The 18946-nt window shown below is 39.6% G+C and carries 16 protein-coding genes and 2 pseudogenes; 11 read left to right on the forward strand and 7 right to left on the reverse strand.

Going from position 1 to position 18946, the window contains the following annotated elements:
• Positions 1-227, forward strand: a pseudogene (locus tag HMPREF2805_RS02220) (TIGR00341 family protein); the annotation flags it as partial.
• A 205-nt stretch (positions 228-432) separates the two neighbouring features.
• On the opposite strand, the gene thrS reads toward HMPREF2805_RS02220, so the two are convergent.
• Together thrS and HMPREF2805_RS02230 are read right to left on the reverse strand one after the other, a co-directional pair.
• The gene (gene thrS / locus HMPREF2805_RS02225; RefSeq protein WP_075231214.1) at positions 433-2376 is read right to left on the reverse strand and encodes a threonine--tRNA ligase; all 1944 of its coding nucleotides are present in this window, start codon (positions 2374-2376) and stop codon (positions 433-435) included.
• Between the two features lie 53 nt (positions 2377-2429).
• Positions 2430-2753 (reverse strand): nucleoside triphosphate pyrophosphohydrolase family protein, encoded by a 324-nt coding sequence (locus HMPREF2805_RS02230; RefSeq protein WP_075231215.1) that lies wholly within the window; start codon positions 2751-2753, stop codon positions 2430-2432.
• A 501-nt stretch (positions 2754-3254) separates the two neighbouring features.
• Here HMPREF2805_RS02230 and rpsO point away from each other — a divergent pair.
• From rpsO to HMPREF2805_RS11240, 8 genes and pseudogenes are all read left to right on the forward strand, one after another.
• The gene (rpsO, locus tag HMPREF2805_RS02235; protein WP_001018251.1) at positions 3255-3524 is read left to right on the forward strand and encodes a 30S ribosomal protein S15; all 270 of its coding nucleotides are present in this window, start codon (positions 3255-3257) and stop codon (positions 3522-3524) included.
• Positions 3525-4331: 807 nt separating this feature from the next.
• On the forward strand, positions 4332-5378 hold the full coding sequence (locus tag HMPREF2805_RS02240) for a FecCD family ABC transporter permease (RefSeq protein ID WP_075231216.1): 1047 nt from the start codon (positions 4332-4334) through the stop codon (positions 5376-5378).
• Position 5379: 1 nt separating this feature from the next.
• Positions 5380-6135 carry an ABC transporter ATP-binding protein gene (locus HMPREF2805_RS02245; RefSeq protein WP_075231217.1) on the forward strand — a complete coding sequence of 252 codons (756 nt, stop codon included), beginning with the start codon at positions 5380-5382 and terminating at the stop codon, positions 6133-6135.
• 22 nt (positions 6136-6157) lie between these two features.
• Positions 6158-7168, forward strand: coding sequence for an ABC transporter substrate-binding protein (locus HMPREF2805_RS02250; RefSeq protein ID WP_075231218.1), 1011 nt, complete (start codon positions 6158-6160; stop codon positions 7166-7168).
• Positions 7149-7844: an alpha/beta hydrolase-fold protein gene (locus HMPREF2805_RS02255; protein WP_075231219.1), complete on the forward strand. Its 696-nt coding sequence runs from the start codon at positions 7149-7151 to the stop codon at positions 7842-7844. Before HMPREF2805_RS02250 ends, HMPREF2805_RS02255 begins: the two co-directional genes overlap by 20 nt.
• 156 nt (positions 7845-8000) lie before the next feature.
• Positions 8001-9344, forward strand: coding sequence for a DEAD/DEAH box helicase (locus tag HMPREF2805_RS02260; RefSeq protein ID WP_075231220.1), 1344 nt, complete (start codon positions 8001-8003; stop codon positions 9342-9344).
• A gap of 173 nt (positions 9345-9517) precedes the next feature.
• Complete coding sequence (locus HMPREF2805_RS02265) at positions 9518-9718, forward strand: hypothetical protein (protein WP_075231221.1); 201 nt, start codon at positions 9518-9520, stop codon at positions 9716-9718.
• 91 nt (positions 9719-9809) lie between these two features.
• A pseudogene (locus tag HMPREF2805_RS11240) lies at positions 9810-10004 on the forward strand (helix-turn-helix domain-containing protein); the annotation flags it as partial.
• Between the two features lie 202 nt (positions 10005-10206).
• Here HMPREF2805_RS11240 and HMPREF2805_RS02275 read toward each other — a convergent pair.
• The 5 genes from HMPREF2805_RS02275 to guaA form a co-directional block, all read right to left on the reverse strand.
• Positions 10207-11208, reverse strand: coding sequence for a sensor histidine kinase (locus HMPREF2805_RS02275; RefSeq protein ID WP_075231223.1), 1002 nt, complete (start codon positions 11206-11208; stop codon positions 10207-10209).
• Positions 11198-11881: a response regulator transcription factor gene (locus HMPREF2805_RS02280; protein ID WP_075231224.1), complete on the reverse strand. Its 684-nt coding sequence runs from the start codon at positions 11879-11881 to the stop codon at positions 11198-11200. The genes HMPREF2805_RS02275 and HMPREF2805_RS02280 overlap by 11 nt, the downstream gene beginning before the upstream one ends.
• A gap of 32 nt (positions 11882-11913) precedes the next feature.
• Complete coding sequence (locus HMPREF2805_RS02285; RefSeq protein WP_075231225.1) at positions 11914-13968, reverse strand: FtsX-like permease family protein; 2055 nt, start codon at positions 13966-13968, stop codon at positions 11914-11916.
• Entirely contained in the window at positions 13958-14731 is a 774-nt protein-coding gene (locus tag HMPREF2805_RS02290) for an ABC transporter ATP-binding protein (protein WP_004251193.1), read from the reverse strand. Before HMPREF2805_RS02290 ends, HMPREF2805_RS02285 begins: the two co-directional genes overlap by 11 nt.
• A 246-nt stretch (positions 14732-14977) precedes the next feature.
• Positions 14978-16540 (reverse strand): glutamine-hydrolyzing GMP synthase, encoded by a 1563-nt coding sequence (gene guaA / locus HMPREF2805_RS02295; RefSeq protein WP_075231226.1) that lies wholly within the window; start codon positions 16538-16540, stop codon positions 14978-14980.
• Between the two features lie 140 nt (positions 16541-16680).
• On the opposite strand from guaA, the gene HMPREF2805_RS02300 reads away from it, so the two are divergent.
• Together HMPREF2805_RS02300 and metK are read left to right on the forward strand one after the other, a co-directional pair.
• On the forward strand, positions 16681-17379 hold the full coding sequence (locus HMPREF2805_RS02300) for a GntR family transcriptional regulator (RefSeq protein WP_075231227.1): 699 nt from the start codon (positions 16681-16683) through the stop codon (positions 17377-17379).
• A gap of 238 nt (positions 17380-17617) precedes the next feature.
• The gene (metK, locus tag HMPREF2805_RS02305) at positions 17618-18808 is read left to right on the forward strand and encodes a methionine adenosyltransferase (protein WP_000003967.1); all 1191 of its coding nucleotides are present in this window, start codon (positions 17618-17620) and stop codon (positions 18806-18808) included.
• The last annotated feature ends 138 nt before the right edge of the window (positions 18809-18946 follow it).

Consider the following 18946-nt stretch of genomic DNA (forward strand, 5'->3'; position numbering starts at 1 on the left):
GAGATCCGATTTCAGAAGAAGAATTAGAAACAATCCGCCAAAAACAAGCCTCTTACGGTATTCAATCTATTCAATTGAAAGTCAATCAGGTCCATAATTCGACAAAATTAGATAGTGAGATGACCAAGGAATTTTATGAAACCATTAACAAGTATATCGATCAAAAACTCTCTGAAAAAGATTCACAAGATGACATCGTAAAAGAAATTGAGGCAGACAAGGACTGAGGATAGTCAACTTATCTAACTCGAGGAAGCAAATCTTGGGAGGATATCCTATATCCAAAAGTTAGTGGATAGAAAGGATCGTTGATGAGGATACATTTGTGGAAGTTTGACCAATCACTAATAGCTCAGGCTACATAAAAAAGCAACAACGTTTTCAGTTGTTGCTTTTTTATGTAGCTGGAATTTTTATCCCAGGTTTTATCGTTTATTTTTCAACTCGTGATTTGTTGGCTATGTCTGAAAGAATCAATTCTACAAATGCGTCTACCGGCATAGTTTCAGTTTCTTTTTGACCATAGCGGCGAACGTTTACAGCCTTCTCTTCCATTTCCTTGTCACCAACGATCAATTGGTAAGGAATCTTTTGTGTTTGAGAAGCGCGAATCTTGAACTGCATTTTTTCATTGCGTTCATCCACATCGGCACGAACACCACGGTCACGGAGTTTCTTAGCTACTTCCCAAGCGTAGTCCACGTGTTTTTCGTTAGAAACTGGGATAAGAGTTACTTGGTGAGGTGCAAGCCATGTTGGGAAGGCACCCTTGTAGTTTTCAATCAAGATAGCTGTGAAGCGTTCCATAGTTGAGATAACACCACGGTGAATCATAACTGGACGGTGTTCTTCACCATCAGCTCCGATGTATTTAAGGTCGAAGCGTTCTGGAAGCAAGAAGTCAAGCTGGATAGTAGAAAGAGTTTCTTCTTTACCAAGGGCTGTCTTCACCTGGATATCCAATTTTGGTCCGTAGAAGGCTGCTTCACCTTCAGCTTCAAAGTAGTCAAGTCCCATGTCATCCATAGCTGATTTCAACATACGTTGAGCATTTTCCCACATTTCATCATTATCAAAGTACTTGTGAGTATCTTGAGGGTCACGATATGATAAACGGAAACGATAGTCAGTCAAGTTGAAATCTTCGTAAACATCAATAATCAATTGAAGCGTACGTTGGAACTCATCTTTGATTTGTTCAGGTGTTACGAAAGTGTGACCATCATTAAGGGACATTTCACGTACACGTTGAAGCCCTGTAAGAGCACCAGATTTTTCATAACGGTGCATCATACCGATTTCAGCAATACGGATTGGCAATTCACGGTAAGAGTGAACATGGTGTTTAAAGACCTCGATATGGTGAGGACAGTTCATTGGACGAAGGACGAATTCTTCCCCGTCACCCATATCCATGGTTGGGAACATATCTTCACGGTAGTGATCCCAGTGACCAGAAGTCTTGTAAAGTTCAACTGAGGCAATTGGTGGAGTGTAGACGTGTTGGTAACCAGCAGCGATTTCCTTGTCGACGATGTAGCGTTCCAATTCACGACGGATAGTCGCTCCATTTGGCAACCAGAATGGAAGACCTTGACCAACTTCTTGAGAAATCATAAAGAGATCCAATTCTTTACCAAGTTTACGGTGATCACGTTCCTTAGCCTCTTCACGCATTTGAAGGTAGTTCTTCAAGTCTTTCTTGTCAAACCAAGCTGTACCGTAGATACGTTGCATCATAGCATTGTCGCTATTTCCACGCCAGTAAGCACCAGCTACATTGAGAAGGTGGAAGATTTGGATGCGACCAGTTGATGGGACGTGTGGGCCACGGCAGAGGTCCACATACTCACCTTGACGGTAGATAGTCAAACCGCCCTCATCTTCTGAGTGTTCTTCGATCAATTCCAATTTGTAAGGATCGTTTTTGAAGATTTCACGCGCCTCGTCTTTAGTCACTTCTTCACGGATTGATGGGAAGTTTTCTTTAACGATTTTCTTCATTTCTTCTTCGATACGAGGCAGGTCTTCGTTAGAGATTTGACCCGCTTGGTTGTCTGTATCGTAGTAGAAACCATCTTCGATAGCTGGACCGACACCCAAGTGAATGTCTGGGAAGAGGCGACGAGCTGCTTGAGCGAACAAGTGAGCTGCTGAGTGACGCAAGATTGGAAGGGCATCTTCGTGATCAGGTGTCACGATTTCGATGCTTCCGTCTTCAGTGATAGCACGAGTTGTGTCAATGAGTTTGCCGTTAAATTTACCAGCAAGAGCTTTTTTAGCGAGGGAATTGCTGATAGATTGGGCAATTCCAAAAGTTGTAACGCCAGATTCGAATTCACGAACAGCGCCATCTGGGAAAGTAATGTTAATCATGATGTTCTCCTTTTTATTATTTCACCGTTTCTAAGCATTGACTTTTTTGCAGACTACTTCCTAGTCTTAATGTTCAATTGCTTTTCTTTATCAGAGAGGAAGTTTTCCATTTCCGTCAGAATGTCTATATCCAAACGTTGAGAAAGTTCTACTAGCCACCAGATATTTTCTGAAAGTTTTTGTTCCAGTGTGTAGGGTGTTTCATCATAGTAGCGTCCTTGCTTGGTCATCACCAATCGTTGGAAATTTCCAATATCATTCGATAAAGCCAAGAGGTCTTCTTCGACCGTCCACTTGGAATCATGATGCTTAACTTCCAGATCGTGATAAGCTTGTCGGATTGCCCAACTGCGCTCCACTAATTCTTGCAACTCCATAGTTAGTCTCCTCATAAAAAATTGCGACATCCTCGAAAGGACGTCGCAACGTGGTTCCACCTTCATTTATGTCCTCAAAAGAGAGGGACACCTCTGATTGGCTCTAACGTGGCCACCGTTTTATGTTTTCATAAAAGTCAGTAGAGTAGTATCAGTTTAGGCTTCCTATGCGTTTCCAGCAACCACGCACTCTCTAGTAGAAAGGGACTAAGTGACTTGTCTCTATGGATTATTATAGCATGATTGTGAAAATTTTCAAGATATTTGTAGATTTTTTTGAATTTCCTTGTTGGAAAGGCGTTGGTAATCAGCTATGGTAATATTAGCAGAAATTGACAATCTTAATTGTATTAGTGAAGCAAAGAGAAAGAAAGTAAATCTGTTGACAAAGATGTTAGTTATTGGTAGAATAGGGATTGTCGTAAAGACAAATAACTTCTTCTTGGTTGCAGGCATGCCAACCTGTCACTCGGATGAAGCCAAATAAAAAGGAGAAACATCATGGCAATCTCAAAAGAGAAAAAAAATGAAATCATCGCACAATATGCACGTCACGAAGGTGATACAGGTTCAGTAGAGGTTCAAGTTGCTGTCCTTACTTGGGAAATCAACCACCTTAACGAACACATCAAACAACACAAAAAAGACCACGCTACTTACCGTGGATTGATGAAAAAAATCGGTCGCCGTCGTAACTTGCTTGCATACTTGCGTAAAAACGACGTTAACCGTTACCGTGAGTTAATCAACTCTCTAGGACTTCGTCGCTAATTCAAGATACAAAGGCCGTCAAAAGCACAAATCAAAAATAGGAAAATTGACGAAGAAACTCCAGTTTCTAGGAGATTTTATCTTTTTTGCCAGGTGCTTAGGCCGTGTTCAATTGAGCATATCTTGATAATGAAGCTACTCTAAATTGGGTAGCTTTTTTACTTTTGTCACCTTACCTTGGTATGCTCATGTATAATCTTCGGTTACGGTTTCTAGCACTGTAAGGTAAAATAAACCAGATATTCTCCCTTTGGGGAGATTTTTTAGTTTCACTAGACTTTTAATACAATCTTCGGCTTGCCGCCTAGTCTATAAACGTTTTGTCCAGCAAGACTCAAGATACAAAGGCCGTCAAAAGCACAAAGCAAAAATAGGAAAATTGACGAAGAAACTTCAGTTTCTAGGAGATTTTATCTTTTTTGCCAAGCGCTTAGGCCGTGTTCAATTGAGCACATCTTGAAATAAGGCTACTCGATTGGGTAGTCTTTTTGTTTTTCTGTATTTTAGCCCGAGCTCAAATGAGTTCTCTGACTTCAGAGGGCTTTTTTTATTTTCGTCACCTTACCTCGATATACTCAAGTATGTTCTTCGGTTACAGTTCCTAGCACTGTAAGGTAAAATAAACCAGAAAGGTCTCCTATCGGGGAGATTTTTTAGTTTCATTAGGATTTTAGCCTGAGCTCAATCAGCTCTCTAGTTTCAACAGTCTTTTTATCTGTATCTTTCTAGCCTTGTTCCTGATTTAGAAATGTGGTATACTATTTATGAAAATTGTCTAAATTTTTAATTTTATTAAGGGAGAGTTTTATGATTTCCAAATCTTCTGGAAGCCATCAAAACCTGCGGTATGTTTTTCTCCTATCTCTGTTGCTCGGAACTTTGGGAGTTTCTCTATTTTTGGCTGTTTCTATGGGTTCAGTTCAAATTAGTTTGAGTGATACCTATCGGATTATATTGAGTAAGATGGGAGCTCCGTTGGATATAGGAGACCTTTCAAAATCTACACTTGCTATTGTTTGGAATATGAGGTTACCCCGGGTTTTTCTTGGTTTGATAGTTGGTGCAGGCCTTTCCATGTGTGGTAGCGTCATGCAGTCAACGGTCAATAATCCAATCGCAGAACCCTATGTGTTAGGAATTTCTGCTGGGGCAACCTTTGGTGCGACTTTGAGCATCATCCTCGGATTTAAGGTCATGATTGGTCTTGGCTCTTTCCTTGGAGCGCTTGTGGCAACAGTTGCAGTCCTTCTGATTGCTTCCATGCAAGGCAGGATGACAACTTCCAGCCTGATTTTATCAGGGACAGTTGTGAATGCACTATTTTTGGCTTTTTCAAACTTTATTATCTCAATTGGCGCTAATGCTGATAGTGTCATGACCATCAAGTTTTGGACCATGGGTTCCTTAGCGGGGACCTCCTGGGCTCACTTAACCTTGCCAACTATAATCGTGGGAATTGCTTTTTTATTTTTCTCTACCCAATATCGTGTTTTTAATGCCATGATGATGGGTGATGAGGCGGCTTTGACCTTAGGGATTCCCCTACGTTTTTACTGGTATCTCTATGTGACGATTGTGGCTATAATGACAGCAATCTTGGTATCGACTTGTGGGATTATTGGTTTTGTTGGTCTCATCACACCTCATTTAGCACGAAGTTTGGTTGGTACTAATTACAGAAGACTTTTTCCGATCGCTACTTTGCTCGGCGCCCTCTTTGTTATCTGGGCAGATGTCCTTGCTCGTGTCTTGATTCAAAATGCTGAGCTGCCGATTGGGATTTTTACAGCTCTAGTAGGTGCCCCTTTCTTTATCTACATGGTTGGAAGTAGACGAAGGGAGGTGAGGGTTTGATATGGACTTAATGTGTCAGGATATTCACTTTGGAATCGGAGAGAAAAAAATTCTCAAAGGAGTCTCACTTAAACTGGAGGGCAACCAATTTCATACCATTTTAGGACCAAATGGAAGTGGGAAAACTAGCTTGCTGAAACTCCTCTATCGACAGGAAAAGCCTGATCAAGGCTTGATTTCTCTAAATGGAAACCCCTTGGAACAAATGAGCGTCAAGGAAACGGCAAAGCAGATGGCAGTCGTCACGCAGTTTAATCAGTTACAATTTGATTGTACTGTTGAGGAAATTGTCATGCTGGGCAGAACACCCCATCTCTCTTTCTTACAAAAGGAAAAAGAAAAAGACTTTGCCTTGGTTGAGGATGCTCTGGTTAAGGTAGATATGTTCGAAAAGAGAAATCGCCTCTACTCTTCTCTGTCAGGAGGAGAGAAGCAGCGGGTTTTGTTGGCACGCGCCTTGGCACAAGAACCGACTCTTCTGCTCTTAGACGAACCGACCAATCATTTGGATATCAAATACCAGCTAGACTTGTTAACCATTGTCAAACATCTCAATATCAATGTACTAGCAGTATTACACGATATTCAGCTAGCTTGTCGCTATTCAGACTATCTCTATCTAATGAAAGAAGGAGAGATTGTTTACCAAGGGACTCCAAAAGAGACCATCACACCAGAGTCTTTGCAGGCTGTCTATGGTGTCCAAAGTAGGGTTACTTGGACGGAAGACCAGCAAGCCATGATTCACTATTTATAAAAAATGAAAAGGAAAACAAAACATGAAAAAATCACTCAGTATTTTGCTCCTAACAGTAGCTACCTTAACTTTAGCAGCTTGTGGAAATAGTTCAACAGAAAAAGCTACCACACAATCAAGCGCAGAGACAAGTCAAAAATCTACTACAGAAACCAGCTATCCTGTAACCATCAAAACTTATGATGCCAAAGGAAACGAAGTCGAACAAGTCTTTGAAAAGGCTCCTGAAAAGGTCATCACCAACAATCTTTCAACAACTGAAATTCTACTTGAACTTGGTTTGAAGGATAAAATTGCCGGTATGCTCAATCCTGATAATGCCGTAACTGGTAAATACAAGGAAGCAATTGAAGCTATCCCTCATATTGGTGATAAAAAATCAGTCTCACAAGAAACGGTTCTTTCTTATGAACCAGACGCTTTGATGGGACGTAACATGATGTTTTCTGAAAAGTCAATGGGAACCATTAGTGCTTGGAATGAAAACAAAATCCCTGTTTATACGCAAAAAGCTTCACTTTCAACTATCCAACAAGATTTAGGAAATATCGTAGAAGATGTGAAGAATCTTGGTACCATTTTCAATGTCCAAGACAAGGCTAATCAATACGCAGAGCAATTGCAAGCTAAAATCGATGCGGTTAAAAAAGCCAATCCAGAAACACAGGGTGAAAAGAAAAAAGCTTTGATTATGGTTGCTTATAACGATGAAACCTTCGGTGCCTACAAGTCAGCCCTTCAAGAAAGTTTGCTCAACCAACTTGGTTATACCAATGTCGCAACAGGAACATCTGGTTTGACCTTGGAAAATCTAGTATCAATGGATCCAGAGTTGATTATCTATGTAACCAGCGACCGCAATCAAAAGTTGGATGAAAAAGCAGTGGATTTGATGAAGGCAAATGCTGTTTTGGAAAATGTCCCAGCAATCAAGAATCAAAAAATCATGACCATCTCTTACGATGAGTTGATGGACTACGGTCCAGCAGTAATTGATTCACTTGAAAAAATCAATGACTTTATCAAGAAATAAGGAGTTTAACTGGGAAGGGATTCAGGTTAGGGTCAGCCTTCCTTCAAACTATGATCCTCAACAAGCCTATCCAGTTGTGCTTTTAAATGATGGGGAACTAGACTATTTGTCAGACCTATCTCAATCTGTAATTTTGGTGGGTTTGATTCCAGAAAATCGCTTGAATGACTTTACACCCTGGCAGTCTGATGCATTGAAAGAAGGGGCACCAGACTTTGGTGGGAAGGTAGACGACTACCATCAAAAGCTCTTTCAAGGAATTTTAAAAATTCTAAAGAAAGACTACTTGATTGATGAAAGTAGGATTGCTTATGGTGGCTATTCGCTGGGGGGGCTTGCTGCTGTCTATAGTCTCTATAGCAATAATCTTCCTGTGACCTGTATCTTTTCTATCTGTGGTTCTTTCTGGTATCCAGACTTTACAGATTTTTGCAGGGAACATACCTTGATGCAGAGCCAAAGCCTGATTTATCTGCAAAATGGTCAGACAGAAGGTGCCAATCATTCCAATCGTCTGTCTAAGGCTCCCCTTTTTGCAAGTGATATTCATAATCTAATTTCAGAGAAAGTTCCCTCAGCTTATTCCACCTTTGATGCTTATGGGCATCATGAAGCTCTCGACCAACGCTATCAACATTTTTGTGATTGGCTAACGAAAGAGTGGAAGCTTACGTAAAAATCTAGTACTCTTTGTTCATGATGGACAGAGAGTATTTTCCTTATCTTTAATCGGGTATGTTTTGAAATTTCCGTGGGTTTATCTAAACCGAAAGTTTAACTGAAATGCATCAAAATGTGGTATAATGAGTAGATAGATAGAATCGAGGATATTATGTCATTTACGAAATTTAAGTTTAAAAAATATATAGAAGAAGCCTTGGAGGAGTTGAAGTTTACCACTCCAACAGAGGTGCAAGATAAGTTAATTCCTATTGTCCTGGCAGGTCGTGACTTGGTTGGTGAATCAAAAACAGGTTCAGGGAAAACTCATACCTTCTTGCTTCCAATTTTCCAACAGTTGGATGAAGAGAGCGATAGTGTGCAGGCAGTTATCACAGCTCCAAGTCGTGAATTGGCGACTCAGATTTACCAAGCTGCTCGTCAAATTGCAGGCCACTCGGATGTAGAAGTACGTGTAGTTAACTATGTTGGTGGTACAGACAAGGCCCGTCAGATTGATAAATTAGCAAGCAACCAGCCCCACATTGTTATCGGAACACCTGGTCGTATCTATGATTTGGTAAAATCTGGTGATCTTGCTATCCACAAGGCTAAGACCTTTGTAGTCGATGAAGCTGATATGACCTTGGATATGGGATTCTTGGAAACAGTTGATAAGATTGCAGGTAGCCTTCCCAAGGACTTGCAGTTTATGGTCTTTTCAGCAACTATTCCGCAAAAACTGCAACCATTCTTGAAAAAATACTTGTCTAATCCAGTTATGGAAAAAATCAAGACCAAAACAGTTATCTCAGATACCATTGATAATTGGTTGATTTCGACTAAAGGTCGTGATAAGAATGCCCAGATTTATGAATTGACTCAAGTCATGCAACCATATCTAGCCATGATTTTTGTCAATACTAAGACACGTGCAGATGAATTGCATACATATTTAACAGCCCAAGGCTTGAAGGTTGCTAAGATTCACGGAGATATTGCTCCTCGTGAACGTAAACGTATCATGAATCAGGTGAAAAACCTTGATTTTGAGTACATCGTTGCGACTGACTTGGCTGCGCGTGGGATTGATATTGAAGGGGTCAGTCACGTCATTAACGATGCCATTCCACAAGACTTGTCCTTCTTTGTCCACCGTGTTGGACGAACTGGACGTAATGGTCTGCCTGGTACAGCCATTACCCTTTACCAGCCTAGTGACGACTCAGATATTCGTGAGTTAGAGAAACTAGGGATCAAGTTTGTGCCTAAGATGGTTAAAGACGGAGAATTCCAAGATACCTATGACCGCGATCGTCGTGCCAATCGTGAGAAGAAACAAGAAAAATTGGACATCGAAATGATTGGCTTGGTTAAAAAGAAAAAGAAAAAAGTCAAACCAGGATATAAGAAAAAAATCCAGTGGGCTGTCGATGAAAAACGTCGTAAAGCCAAGCGAGCAGAAGGTCGTGCTCGTGGACGTGCAGAGCGAAAAGCTAAGCGCCAGACATTTTAAGAATAAGACAGTAGAACCAAGTTGGTTTTACTGTCTTTTTATAGTTCTACATTGAAATTGACAGAATTCATAAGTAGATGATATTAGAAAATTAAAATTTAATCAGATCATTCTTTTATTTTTTTGAAGTTTATAGGATATTTAAATTAAAAGTTGATTGTAGGAGAAGTTAAATGAAAGACTTTATTGCTGGGAGTGGTGAAATAAATGTTTTTGCTTATTTGATATATATCTGTAGCGGTCTCGCTCCTCTCTTTCATATATTGATCATCGGCTCAGAGGTGACTACTGGAAAAATTGTTTTAACCATCTTAGGTATAGTCTACGCTATATTTTTAACGATTGCTAGAATTTATCGAAAGTTTTTCTGGTAAGAATCATATTGAAATGTTAAAATCCCATCAGAAATTTGAACTGCACCTCAAAAGTTAGACAGAAAAAATCTAACTTTTGGGGTGTTTTATTATGAAATTGAATTATGAAGATAAAGTTCAGATTTATGAACTAAGAAAGCAAGGACAAAGCTTCAAACAGCTTTTGAAAAGATTTGGTGTGGATGTTTCTGTTCTAAAGTACATGATGAAATTAATTGACCGTTATGGCATAGATATCGTCAAGAAAGGGATGAATCGTTATTATTCTCCAGAACTAAAACAACAAACGAATTAAAGTCAAACTAAAACGACTTTTCATCAAATACCTTAATATACTTGACAAATGGTAAAAAAGGACTTAGCCCTGTGCAATACAGAACTAAATCCTTTCAATAATTATTTGTCCAACTTTTGGGGGTCAATACAGCTTTCCTTTTTGGTCTAAAATATGTGCTTTCTATGACTAGGCAATTTTCTTAATCGAAAAATTACGAAATAGAAAGAGAGATTTCAAATCCATGCATCCATTCGGATTTTACTACGATGTCGATTTTTAAAGCATCTGCTAATTGTTTGACAAGATAGAGACCCATACCTGTTGATTTTTTCCTTGTCTCTCCTGAATCACCTGTAAATCCTTTTTCAAAGATATGAGGGAGGTCGCAAGCTTTAACTCCACACCCATTATCCCTAATAATCAGGGTTTTGCGCCCCTTGTCACTTGACATAGAAATCTTGAGTTCTGGTTTGTCAGAGCTATATTTAAGGGCGTTGGCTAGTATTTGAGACAGGATAAATCCAAAACTGCGTTGATCGGTGTAGCAGATTCCTTGTATGTTTTCTAACTTAATCGTAAAATTCTTTTCTTTGAGCAAGGGATCAAAGTTCTCCAAAAGATCTTGGATACACTCTTCTAGGTCAAGGTCTTCAAATAGAAAATCATTTTTCTCACTTTTCACCCTGTAGTAGAATAGGATCTGTGATACATTTCCTTGGATTTGATTTTTCACATAGTCCAATTTAAAAGCAGTATCCTCAGGTAGTTGGTCACTTTGATTATCTAAAAGGAGGGAAAGAAGCGATAAAGGAAGTTTAATCTCATGCGCCCATTTTTCAACATAGTCCTCGTACTCGGCTAGTAATGAGTTGAGTTTTCCTATTTGAGCCTGCTTTTGATAAAGTGTATCTGCTATTTTTTCAATGCTTTCATTCTCTGAGGCACTTGATAAATTCAATAATTCAAGTTCAGTATCGATCTTAGGGTTGGCTATGAAGGATTTATAAGCAGCGGATTTTTTTCTTTCTTTTCTTATAAGTAAGAATGATAGGATGAAAAAAAGCAGGACGGTGGCTAAAATATAGAGAAGGATGAGAGCTTGAAACATTCTCACATCTGAAAGCCAAAGCAGGATAGCTGTGAATAGATCAAATGCTAAGAGAACAAGTAACCAAGGCAGATAACTAGCTAGATATTTTAGATTATGTTTCATCTGGACTTACCTCTTCTAGCTTGTAACCAATACCTCTGACGGACTTGACTTTAAGGGCAATACCAGCCTGTTTCATCACCTTTTTCAGCCTTGCAATGTTTACTTGTAGGGCATTTTCATCGATGAACTCAGTTGTATTCCACAGTTTCATACTTAGTTCTTCTTTTGTGACGACAGAATCAGTTGCCACTAATAAGGTTTCTAACAATTTCCCTTGATTTTGAGGGAGTAAAATCGAATGTCCGTTGATATAAAGAGTATAGGTATTTCTATCCAGCAGGAAATTATCTTTTTCAAGCAAATTTTGTCTACCTTCATAGCGTTTCAAGATGTTTTCTATACGAGCCAAGAATCTTTCTTTCTTGAAAGGTTTTGTTAAGTACTCGTCAGCCCCTAATTTTAGGGCGTAAATTTCATCTTTTAGTTGTTCACGGGAGGTGAGAACCAATATGGGCACAGAGCGTTTGGACTTGAGATTTTTACAAATTTGAAACCCTGTTTCTCCTGGTAAATTCAAATCCAGTACGATTAAATCCGTATCGTATTGCAATACTTGCTGGCTTGTATCTTTGAAGTCAGTCAACTTATCAACTTGATAACCCGCTTTCTCTAACAAAATGACAATTTCATCTCGAATCAAGGCTTCATCTTCAATAACCAGAATATGCTTCATATCGGCTCCTCCTTTTCCTATTTTATTCTACCTTATTCATCTCTTTTGGGTTCCATTAATGACAACAAGTACTTGTTGCTATTTTTCTTTACAATTCTTATATAGATGACTTCAAATCCAGCTAACAGCAGTATTATCAGCATGGCTGTGATAAATTTCTGCCCCATGGCCATTCTTGAACTGGCTGGTACTATTCCTGTGAGGAGGGAGCTCACTCCGAAGCTACTACTGATAAGTGCAAGAGCTATTGGTAGACCAAAATACCAATTGATTTGCTTTTCTGAAGATTTACAAAGAGTTTCGTAGTTTGCTCCGAGATGGATTAAGGTCTGGTATCGTCTGTAGGATTGTCTTTGTCCCATCAAAAACTGAACGCCGATAATTGTATTTGCGACAACAAGGAAGATGATAGCCAGATAGATGGTGATATAGCTGGCAGAGATAATGTAAAATAATTGTCTTCCCATATTTTGTATATAACTTTCATAGCCAAGAGGGCTTTGATTCAGTTTTTTATTGGTATCTGAGATAGCTTTCATCAGGCCTTTTTCCTTGACCAACTCAGGAGCCAAGATACCACTAACATAATTTGAATACCGACCATCTGTATAGCTCATAAAGGTCTCATCTGGGACTATGAGGGTTATAGAAATGGTTATTTCACGATCCGTTACAATCGGTAAAGACTGAACCTCTCCAATCAATTTTACATCATTTCCCATGACTTTGATTTGAGGATTTGTTTTCAGAACAGAGTTAACTAGATTATCATCCGGGAGAAAATCTTTTCCCATATACAAGTAGGCTTCCTTGTTTGTTAATTCTAGAGGAGGGAGACTGGCAGCCTTTCTAAGCTCATTGTATTCAGAGAGTGGCAAAAGGTGGCAACTTATATACTTCTGGAAATTATGGACTAAGACTTCCTTGTTTTTACTTTCTTTTTGCTCTTTCAATACCTTGATGAACTGTTCAAAGGACACGGACTCGTGTTCTTTCGGTTTGCCCACTTTGATTTGTAGAATCTTTGAAAACTGTGATGCCAGTCCAGCAGCTTCAAGCTCTTTTTTTACTGTATTCATATCAAGATTTTCATCTGTTTCCTGTTTGCTATCTCTAAATGTATAATCCAAAACGTGGGTTTGATTGCCTGAATTGCCACTTGCAATGGCAACACCTGCTCCAAAGAGGCACAAGGCAGAGAAGATTAAGAGGGAGCAGATAGCCAGTATAGTTGAGCGCTGGATAACTAATTCTTGAATCTGTCTAAAATTATAGGTGTGGAGTTTTCGATTGCTTCCAAGCTTGACCAAAAAGTCTATAAACAAACGCATACCAAAGAAGAGTAGTATAGTTCCTAGAGTTCCCAAGAGAACAGTGATGCCCATTGTTATGACATTTTCCCAAGCTCGTCCACTCATCCCCAAGTAATAGGCTGTTCCTAGAAGCAAAATTCCGAGGACAGAAGCAAGAAGGTACACACCCTTGGGGAGTAGTTTCTTCATGCCAGAAGGAGAATAGGATAGCAGATCTCCGATTTCCTTATTGGCTGTTTTTGCACTTAAAAGAATAAAGACAGCTAATTTTACGGCTAGGAAACCGATGATTGTATAGAATAGAGCTGTAGTAGATAGAGAAAATTGATGTTCAATAATCCCTAGCCCAACAATTTTAGCGGTTATTAGGCTAATCAGTTCTGAAATCAAGATTGAAATTGGAAGTCCTATTCCAAGAGCAAGAATACTGTTTCTCAAATCCTCAAGCAGGAGCAGCAAGAACAGTTTGCTTCTTCGCATCCCTAGCGTTAGATAGACACCAAATTCATGTTTTCTCCTTTCCATCTGCATACTGCTTGCGAAGTAGACTAGAAAAAAGAGAATAAAGAGGGTTGCTACATAAAGAATGGGAATCATGCTAAAGAGTTTATTTACAGCGTCACTCTCTATTTGTTTGAGAAAGATCATCACATCTTGATGGGACAAAGAAAGGATGATGTAAAAGGAGATAATAGAAAGAACCATGGAACTGAAATACAAGCCATTATTCTTTCGATCCCTCTTGCTATTTCTTGAGACTAATTTAGAAAACATTGCCATCACCTCCAGCCAGTGCAGACATGACCTTTAGTATTCTGTGGTAAAAATCTTCTTGACTTTCTCTTGGATAATCGCGTCGAATTTCATGGAATAGTTTTCCGTCTTGGATAAACAAGATGCGGTTGCAAAAGCTGGCAGCGACTGAATCGTGGGTCACCATGAGAATGGTGGTTTCTTCCACTTGATTCATTTCGGATAATTTTTGCATCAAAATGGTCGCATTTTTTGAATCCAAAGCTCCTGTGGGCTCATCTGCAAATACAATCTTAGGGTCTAAAATCAAGGCACGCGCAGCAGCTACCCTTTGCCGTTGACCACCTGATAATTGAGATGGGAACTTATCCAGAAGTTCAGAAATATCTAGATATTGGGAAAGCAATTCTAACCGAACCTTGCTTTCGTTGGCATCGACCTTGTGCAAAGACAAGGGGAGTAAAATATTTTCTTTGGCTGTCAGATTGTCCAAAAGCTCAAAATTTTGAAATAGGTAACCAATTTCCTTACCACGATAATCAGCTAACTGACTACCTTTTAACTGACCTAAATCTTTTTCTTGCATTTGAATGGAGCCGTCAGTTGGTTTGATGATAGTAGCGAGACAGTTAAGAAGGGTTGTTTTCCCAGAACCACTGCTCCCCATAATCCCTAAGAACTCACCTTTGACAACTTGAAAAGATATACCGTTCAAGGCTTTGGTGATATTCGGCTCTTTTCCATAATGCTTTTTTAATGATTCTACTCGTAAAATTGTTTCCATGTTAAACACCTCCATCTTTTGTTACTTTCATTATAATATGAATCAGAGTAGAATAACACTTACGGATGATGTAAGAAATCTTTATCATTAGGTTATTGGAGCTATACTTACTATATTATAGCATGGTTTCAAGGATTTAAAAAGAGGAGTTGAGAGTCGAGAAATTTTCCTAATATTGAAATTATAAAAAATAATACCACTGTAGTCCATGCTCCAGCAGTATTATTTATTATTTTATAGGAAACTTTACTCCCACTCAACAGTTGCAGGTGGTTTACTTGTGATATCGTAGACGATACGGTTAACGTGGTCAACTTCGTTTACGATACGAACTGAGATTTTTTGGAGAACTTCCCATGGAATCTTAGCGAAGTCAGCTGTCATTCCATCGATAGAAGTGATAGCACGGATAGCGATGGTATAGTCATAAGTACGACCGTCACCCATAACCCCTACTGAACGAACGCCAGTGTTAACAGTGAAGTATTGCCAGATATCGCGGTCGAGACCTGCTTTAGCGATTTCTTCACGAAGGATTGCGTCTGATTCGCGGACTGTTTCAAGTTTTTCTTCAGTGATTTCACCCATGACACGGATTGCAAGACCTGGACCTGGGAATGGTTGGCGCCATACGATGTGGTCTGGCATACCAAGCTCTGTACCAAGGGCACGAACCTCATCCTTGTAAAGAGTGTTAAGTGGTTCGATGAGTTCAAACTGCATGTCTTCTGGAAGTCCACCAACGTTGTGGTGAGACTTGATGGTTTGTGCGGTATCAGTACCTGACTCGATAACGTCTGTATATAGTGTTCCTTGAGCAAGGAATTTCACATCTTTTAGTTTGCTTGCTTCGTCATCAAAGACATAGACAAACTCGTTGCCGATAATCTTACGTTTTTGTTCAGGATCAGAAACACCTGCCAATTTATCCAAGAAACGTTTGGCAGCGTCTGCTTTGACAATGTTCAAACCAAACTTACCACCAAGCATATCCATAACTTGGTCAGCTTCTCCTTTACGAAGAAGACCGTGGTCTACAAAGATACAGATCAATTGATCTCCGATTGCTTTTTGGAGAAGAACCCCAACAACAGAAGAGTCAACACCACCTGAAAGACCAAGGAGAACACGTTTGTCTCCAACTTTTTCACGGATTTGTTTGATTTGCATCTCGATGAAGTTATCCATGGTCCAGTCACCTTTGGCACCACAGATATTCAAAGCAAAGTTACGCAAAATATCATAACCGTGAACTGAATGACGAACCTCTGGGTGGAATTGGATACCATAGATTTTCTTATCTGGATTTTCAATGGATGCATAAGGGCAGTCAGCGGATGTTCCAGTACGAACGAAATCAGCAGGAATTTCTGTAACAGCATCCCCGTGGCTCATCAAGACAAGTTGCTCATCTGGAGTACCCGCAAAAAGAGCAGACTCAGTGTGAGTAAGAGTGGATTGTCCATACTCACGGTTACCAGCATCACCTGCAGGAACAACCTTACCACCAAGCTTGTGAGTCAATAGCTGCATACCGTAGCAGATTCCTAAAATTGGAATTCCAAGTTCAAAAATCTCTGGATCAATATCAAATGATCCTTCTTCGTAAACAGAGTTTGGACCACCTGAAAGTACAATCCCGATAGGATTGATAGCGCGGACTTCGTCAGCCGAAATCTTGTGACTTTTTAGTTCTGAAAAGACACCAATCTCACGGATACGACGTGAGATAAGTTGGTTATACTGGCTACCATAGTCCAGTACGATGATCTTTTCGACATCTTGCAAATCAGTTGAAATGTTGGTCATCTTTTCCCTTTCTTAAAAGAAATATCTTCTTGAATATTCTATCATAAATGCCCCAGAATTACCAACCAAACAAGTGCAGTTTGACTTTTCCCCATGAGATAGGGTACAATGGAAAAAATAAAGAAAAGAAGTGAGCAAGCATGTTACCAGCTTATATGAAAATCCACGACCAAATCAAGAAAGACATTGATGAGGGAAGTTGGAAAATTGGGGAAAGACTTCCAAGTGAGCGAGATTTAGCTGAGGAATTTGAAGTTAGCCGTATGACTCTGCGTCAAGCCATCTCCCTTTTGGTCGAGGAGGGGGTTTTGGAGCGTCGTGTGGGTAGTGGGACCTTTGTTTCTAGTACTCGTGTTCAGGAAAAAATGCGTGGAACAACTAGTTTTACGGAGATTGTAAAAGCGCAGGGTAAAACACCGTCGAGTCATCTGATTTCCTATCGTCGAACGATCCCTAATGAGCAAGAAGTTGAAAAATTAGGGGTCAAGGCCACTGAAAATATTATCCGTATGGAACGTGTTCGTTATGCAGATCAAGTTCCTGTAGTCTACGAGGTGGCTTCTATCCCTGAGAAATTTATCAAAAATTTTAAGAAAGAAGAAGTAACCAAGCACTTCTTTCAAACCTTGCAGAAACATGGTTATCGGATTGGTAAATCTCACCAGACTATATATGCTCGCTTAGCCAAGGAAAAAATTGCTCATTATCTGGAAGTGGAAAAGGGGCATGCAATTTTAGGGCTTACTCAAGTTTCTTACTTTGATGATGGTACAGCTTTCGAGTATGTAAAGAGCCAATACGTCGGAGAACGTTTTGAGTTTTATCTAGAAAATAATTAGTTTTTAACAATACTCTTGGAGTAAAATCAGATCTACTTTAAGAGTTTTTTTATTTGGTTTGGATTAGAAAATATTTCCCTTCTGAGAAAAATAGTAATCATACGAGTATTTTTCAAAGATTCGTGTTATAATAGTTAGGTTATATGGTCCCGATAAGGTGGTAGTGAAGGTCGTTTATCGATTCTCTACCAGTACTTTGTAACTCTATAACGAATATTTTTTAAGGGGGGACATTTTTATGTCAGAACGTAAATTATTCACGTCTGAATCTGTATCTGAGGGGCATCCAGATAAGATTGCAGACCAAATTTCAGATGCTATCTTGGATGCTATTTTAGAGCAAGATCCAGAAGCTCACGTTGCTGCTGAAACAGCTGTTTATACTGGTTCAGTTCATGTTTTTGGTGAAATTTCGACCAATGCCTATGTAGATATTAACCGTGTGGTACGTGATACGATTGCAGAGATTGGCTATACTAATACAGAGTATGGATTTTCTGCTGAGACCGTAGGAGTTCACCCATCATTGGTAGAACAATCTCCTGATATCGCCCAAGGTGTTAATGAAGCCTTGGAAGTTCGTGGAAATGCGGATCAAGATCCACTTGATTTGATTGGAGCTGGAGACCAAGGTCTCATGTTTGGTTTTGCGGTTAATGAAACTGAAGAACTCATGCCATTGCCAATCTCACTCAGCCACAAGTTGGTTCGTCGTTTAGCAGAACTTCGTAAGTCTGGTGAAATTAGCTATCTTCGTCCAGATGCTAAATCTCAAGTTACTGTTGAGTACGATGAAAATGACCAGCCAGTGCGCGTGGACACTGTCGTTATTTCAACCCAACACGATCCAGAAGTCAGCAATGAACAAATCCATGAAGATGTGATTAACAAGGTTATCAAAGAAGTGATTCCAGCTTCTTATCTTGACGACGAAACTAAATTCTTCATCAATCCAACAGGTCGTTTCGTTATCGGAGGACCTCAAGGAGACTCAGGTTTGACTGGTCGTAAGATTATCGTGGATACTTATGGTGGTTACTCACGTCACGGTGGTGGTGCCTTCTCTGGTAAGGATGCGACTAAGGTTGACCGTTCAGCTTCTTATGCAGCTCGCTACATTGCAAAAAACATCGTTGCTGCAGGTCTGGCTAAGAAAGCAGAAGTTCAATTGGCTTATGCCATTGGTGTAGCCCAACCTGTATCTGTTCGTATCGATACCTTCGGTACTGGAACAGTAGCTGAAAGCAAGCTTGAAAAAGCAGCGCGTCAAATCTTTGACCTTCGTCCAGCAGGAATCATCCAAATGCTTGATCTCAAACGTCCAATCTACCGTCAAACAGCGGCTTATGGACACATGGGACGTACAGATATCGATCTTCCATGGGAACGCTTGGATAAGGTTGATGCCTTGAAAGAAGCAGTTAAATAATATTAAAAAAGATTGGTAAAACTACCAATCTTTTTGCATATAAAATCAGTTGTTAAACTGATTCAGAACGAAGACAAACGTCATTTTTGGCGTTTGTATTTTTCTGTTTTCAAAAATATGTTGTCTCATCATCTGATA

Origin of the sequence: Streptococcus sp. HMSC034E03 (assembly GCF_001811505.1) — a bacterium.
GTDB lineage: Bacteria > Bacillota > Bacilli > Lactobacillales > Streptococcaceae > Streptococcus.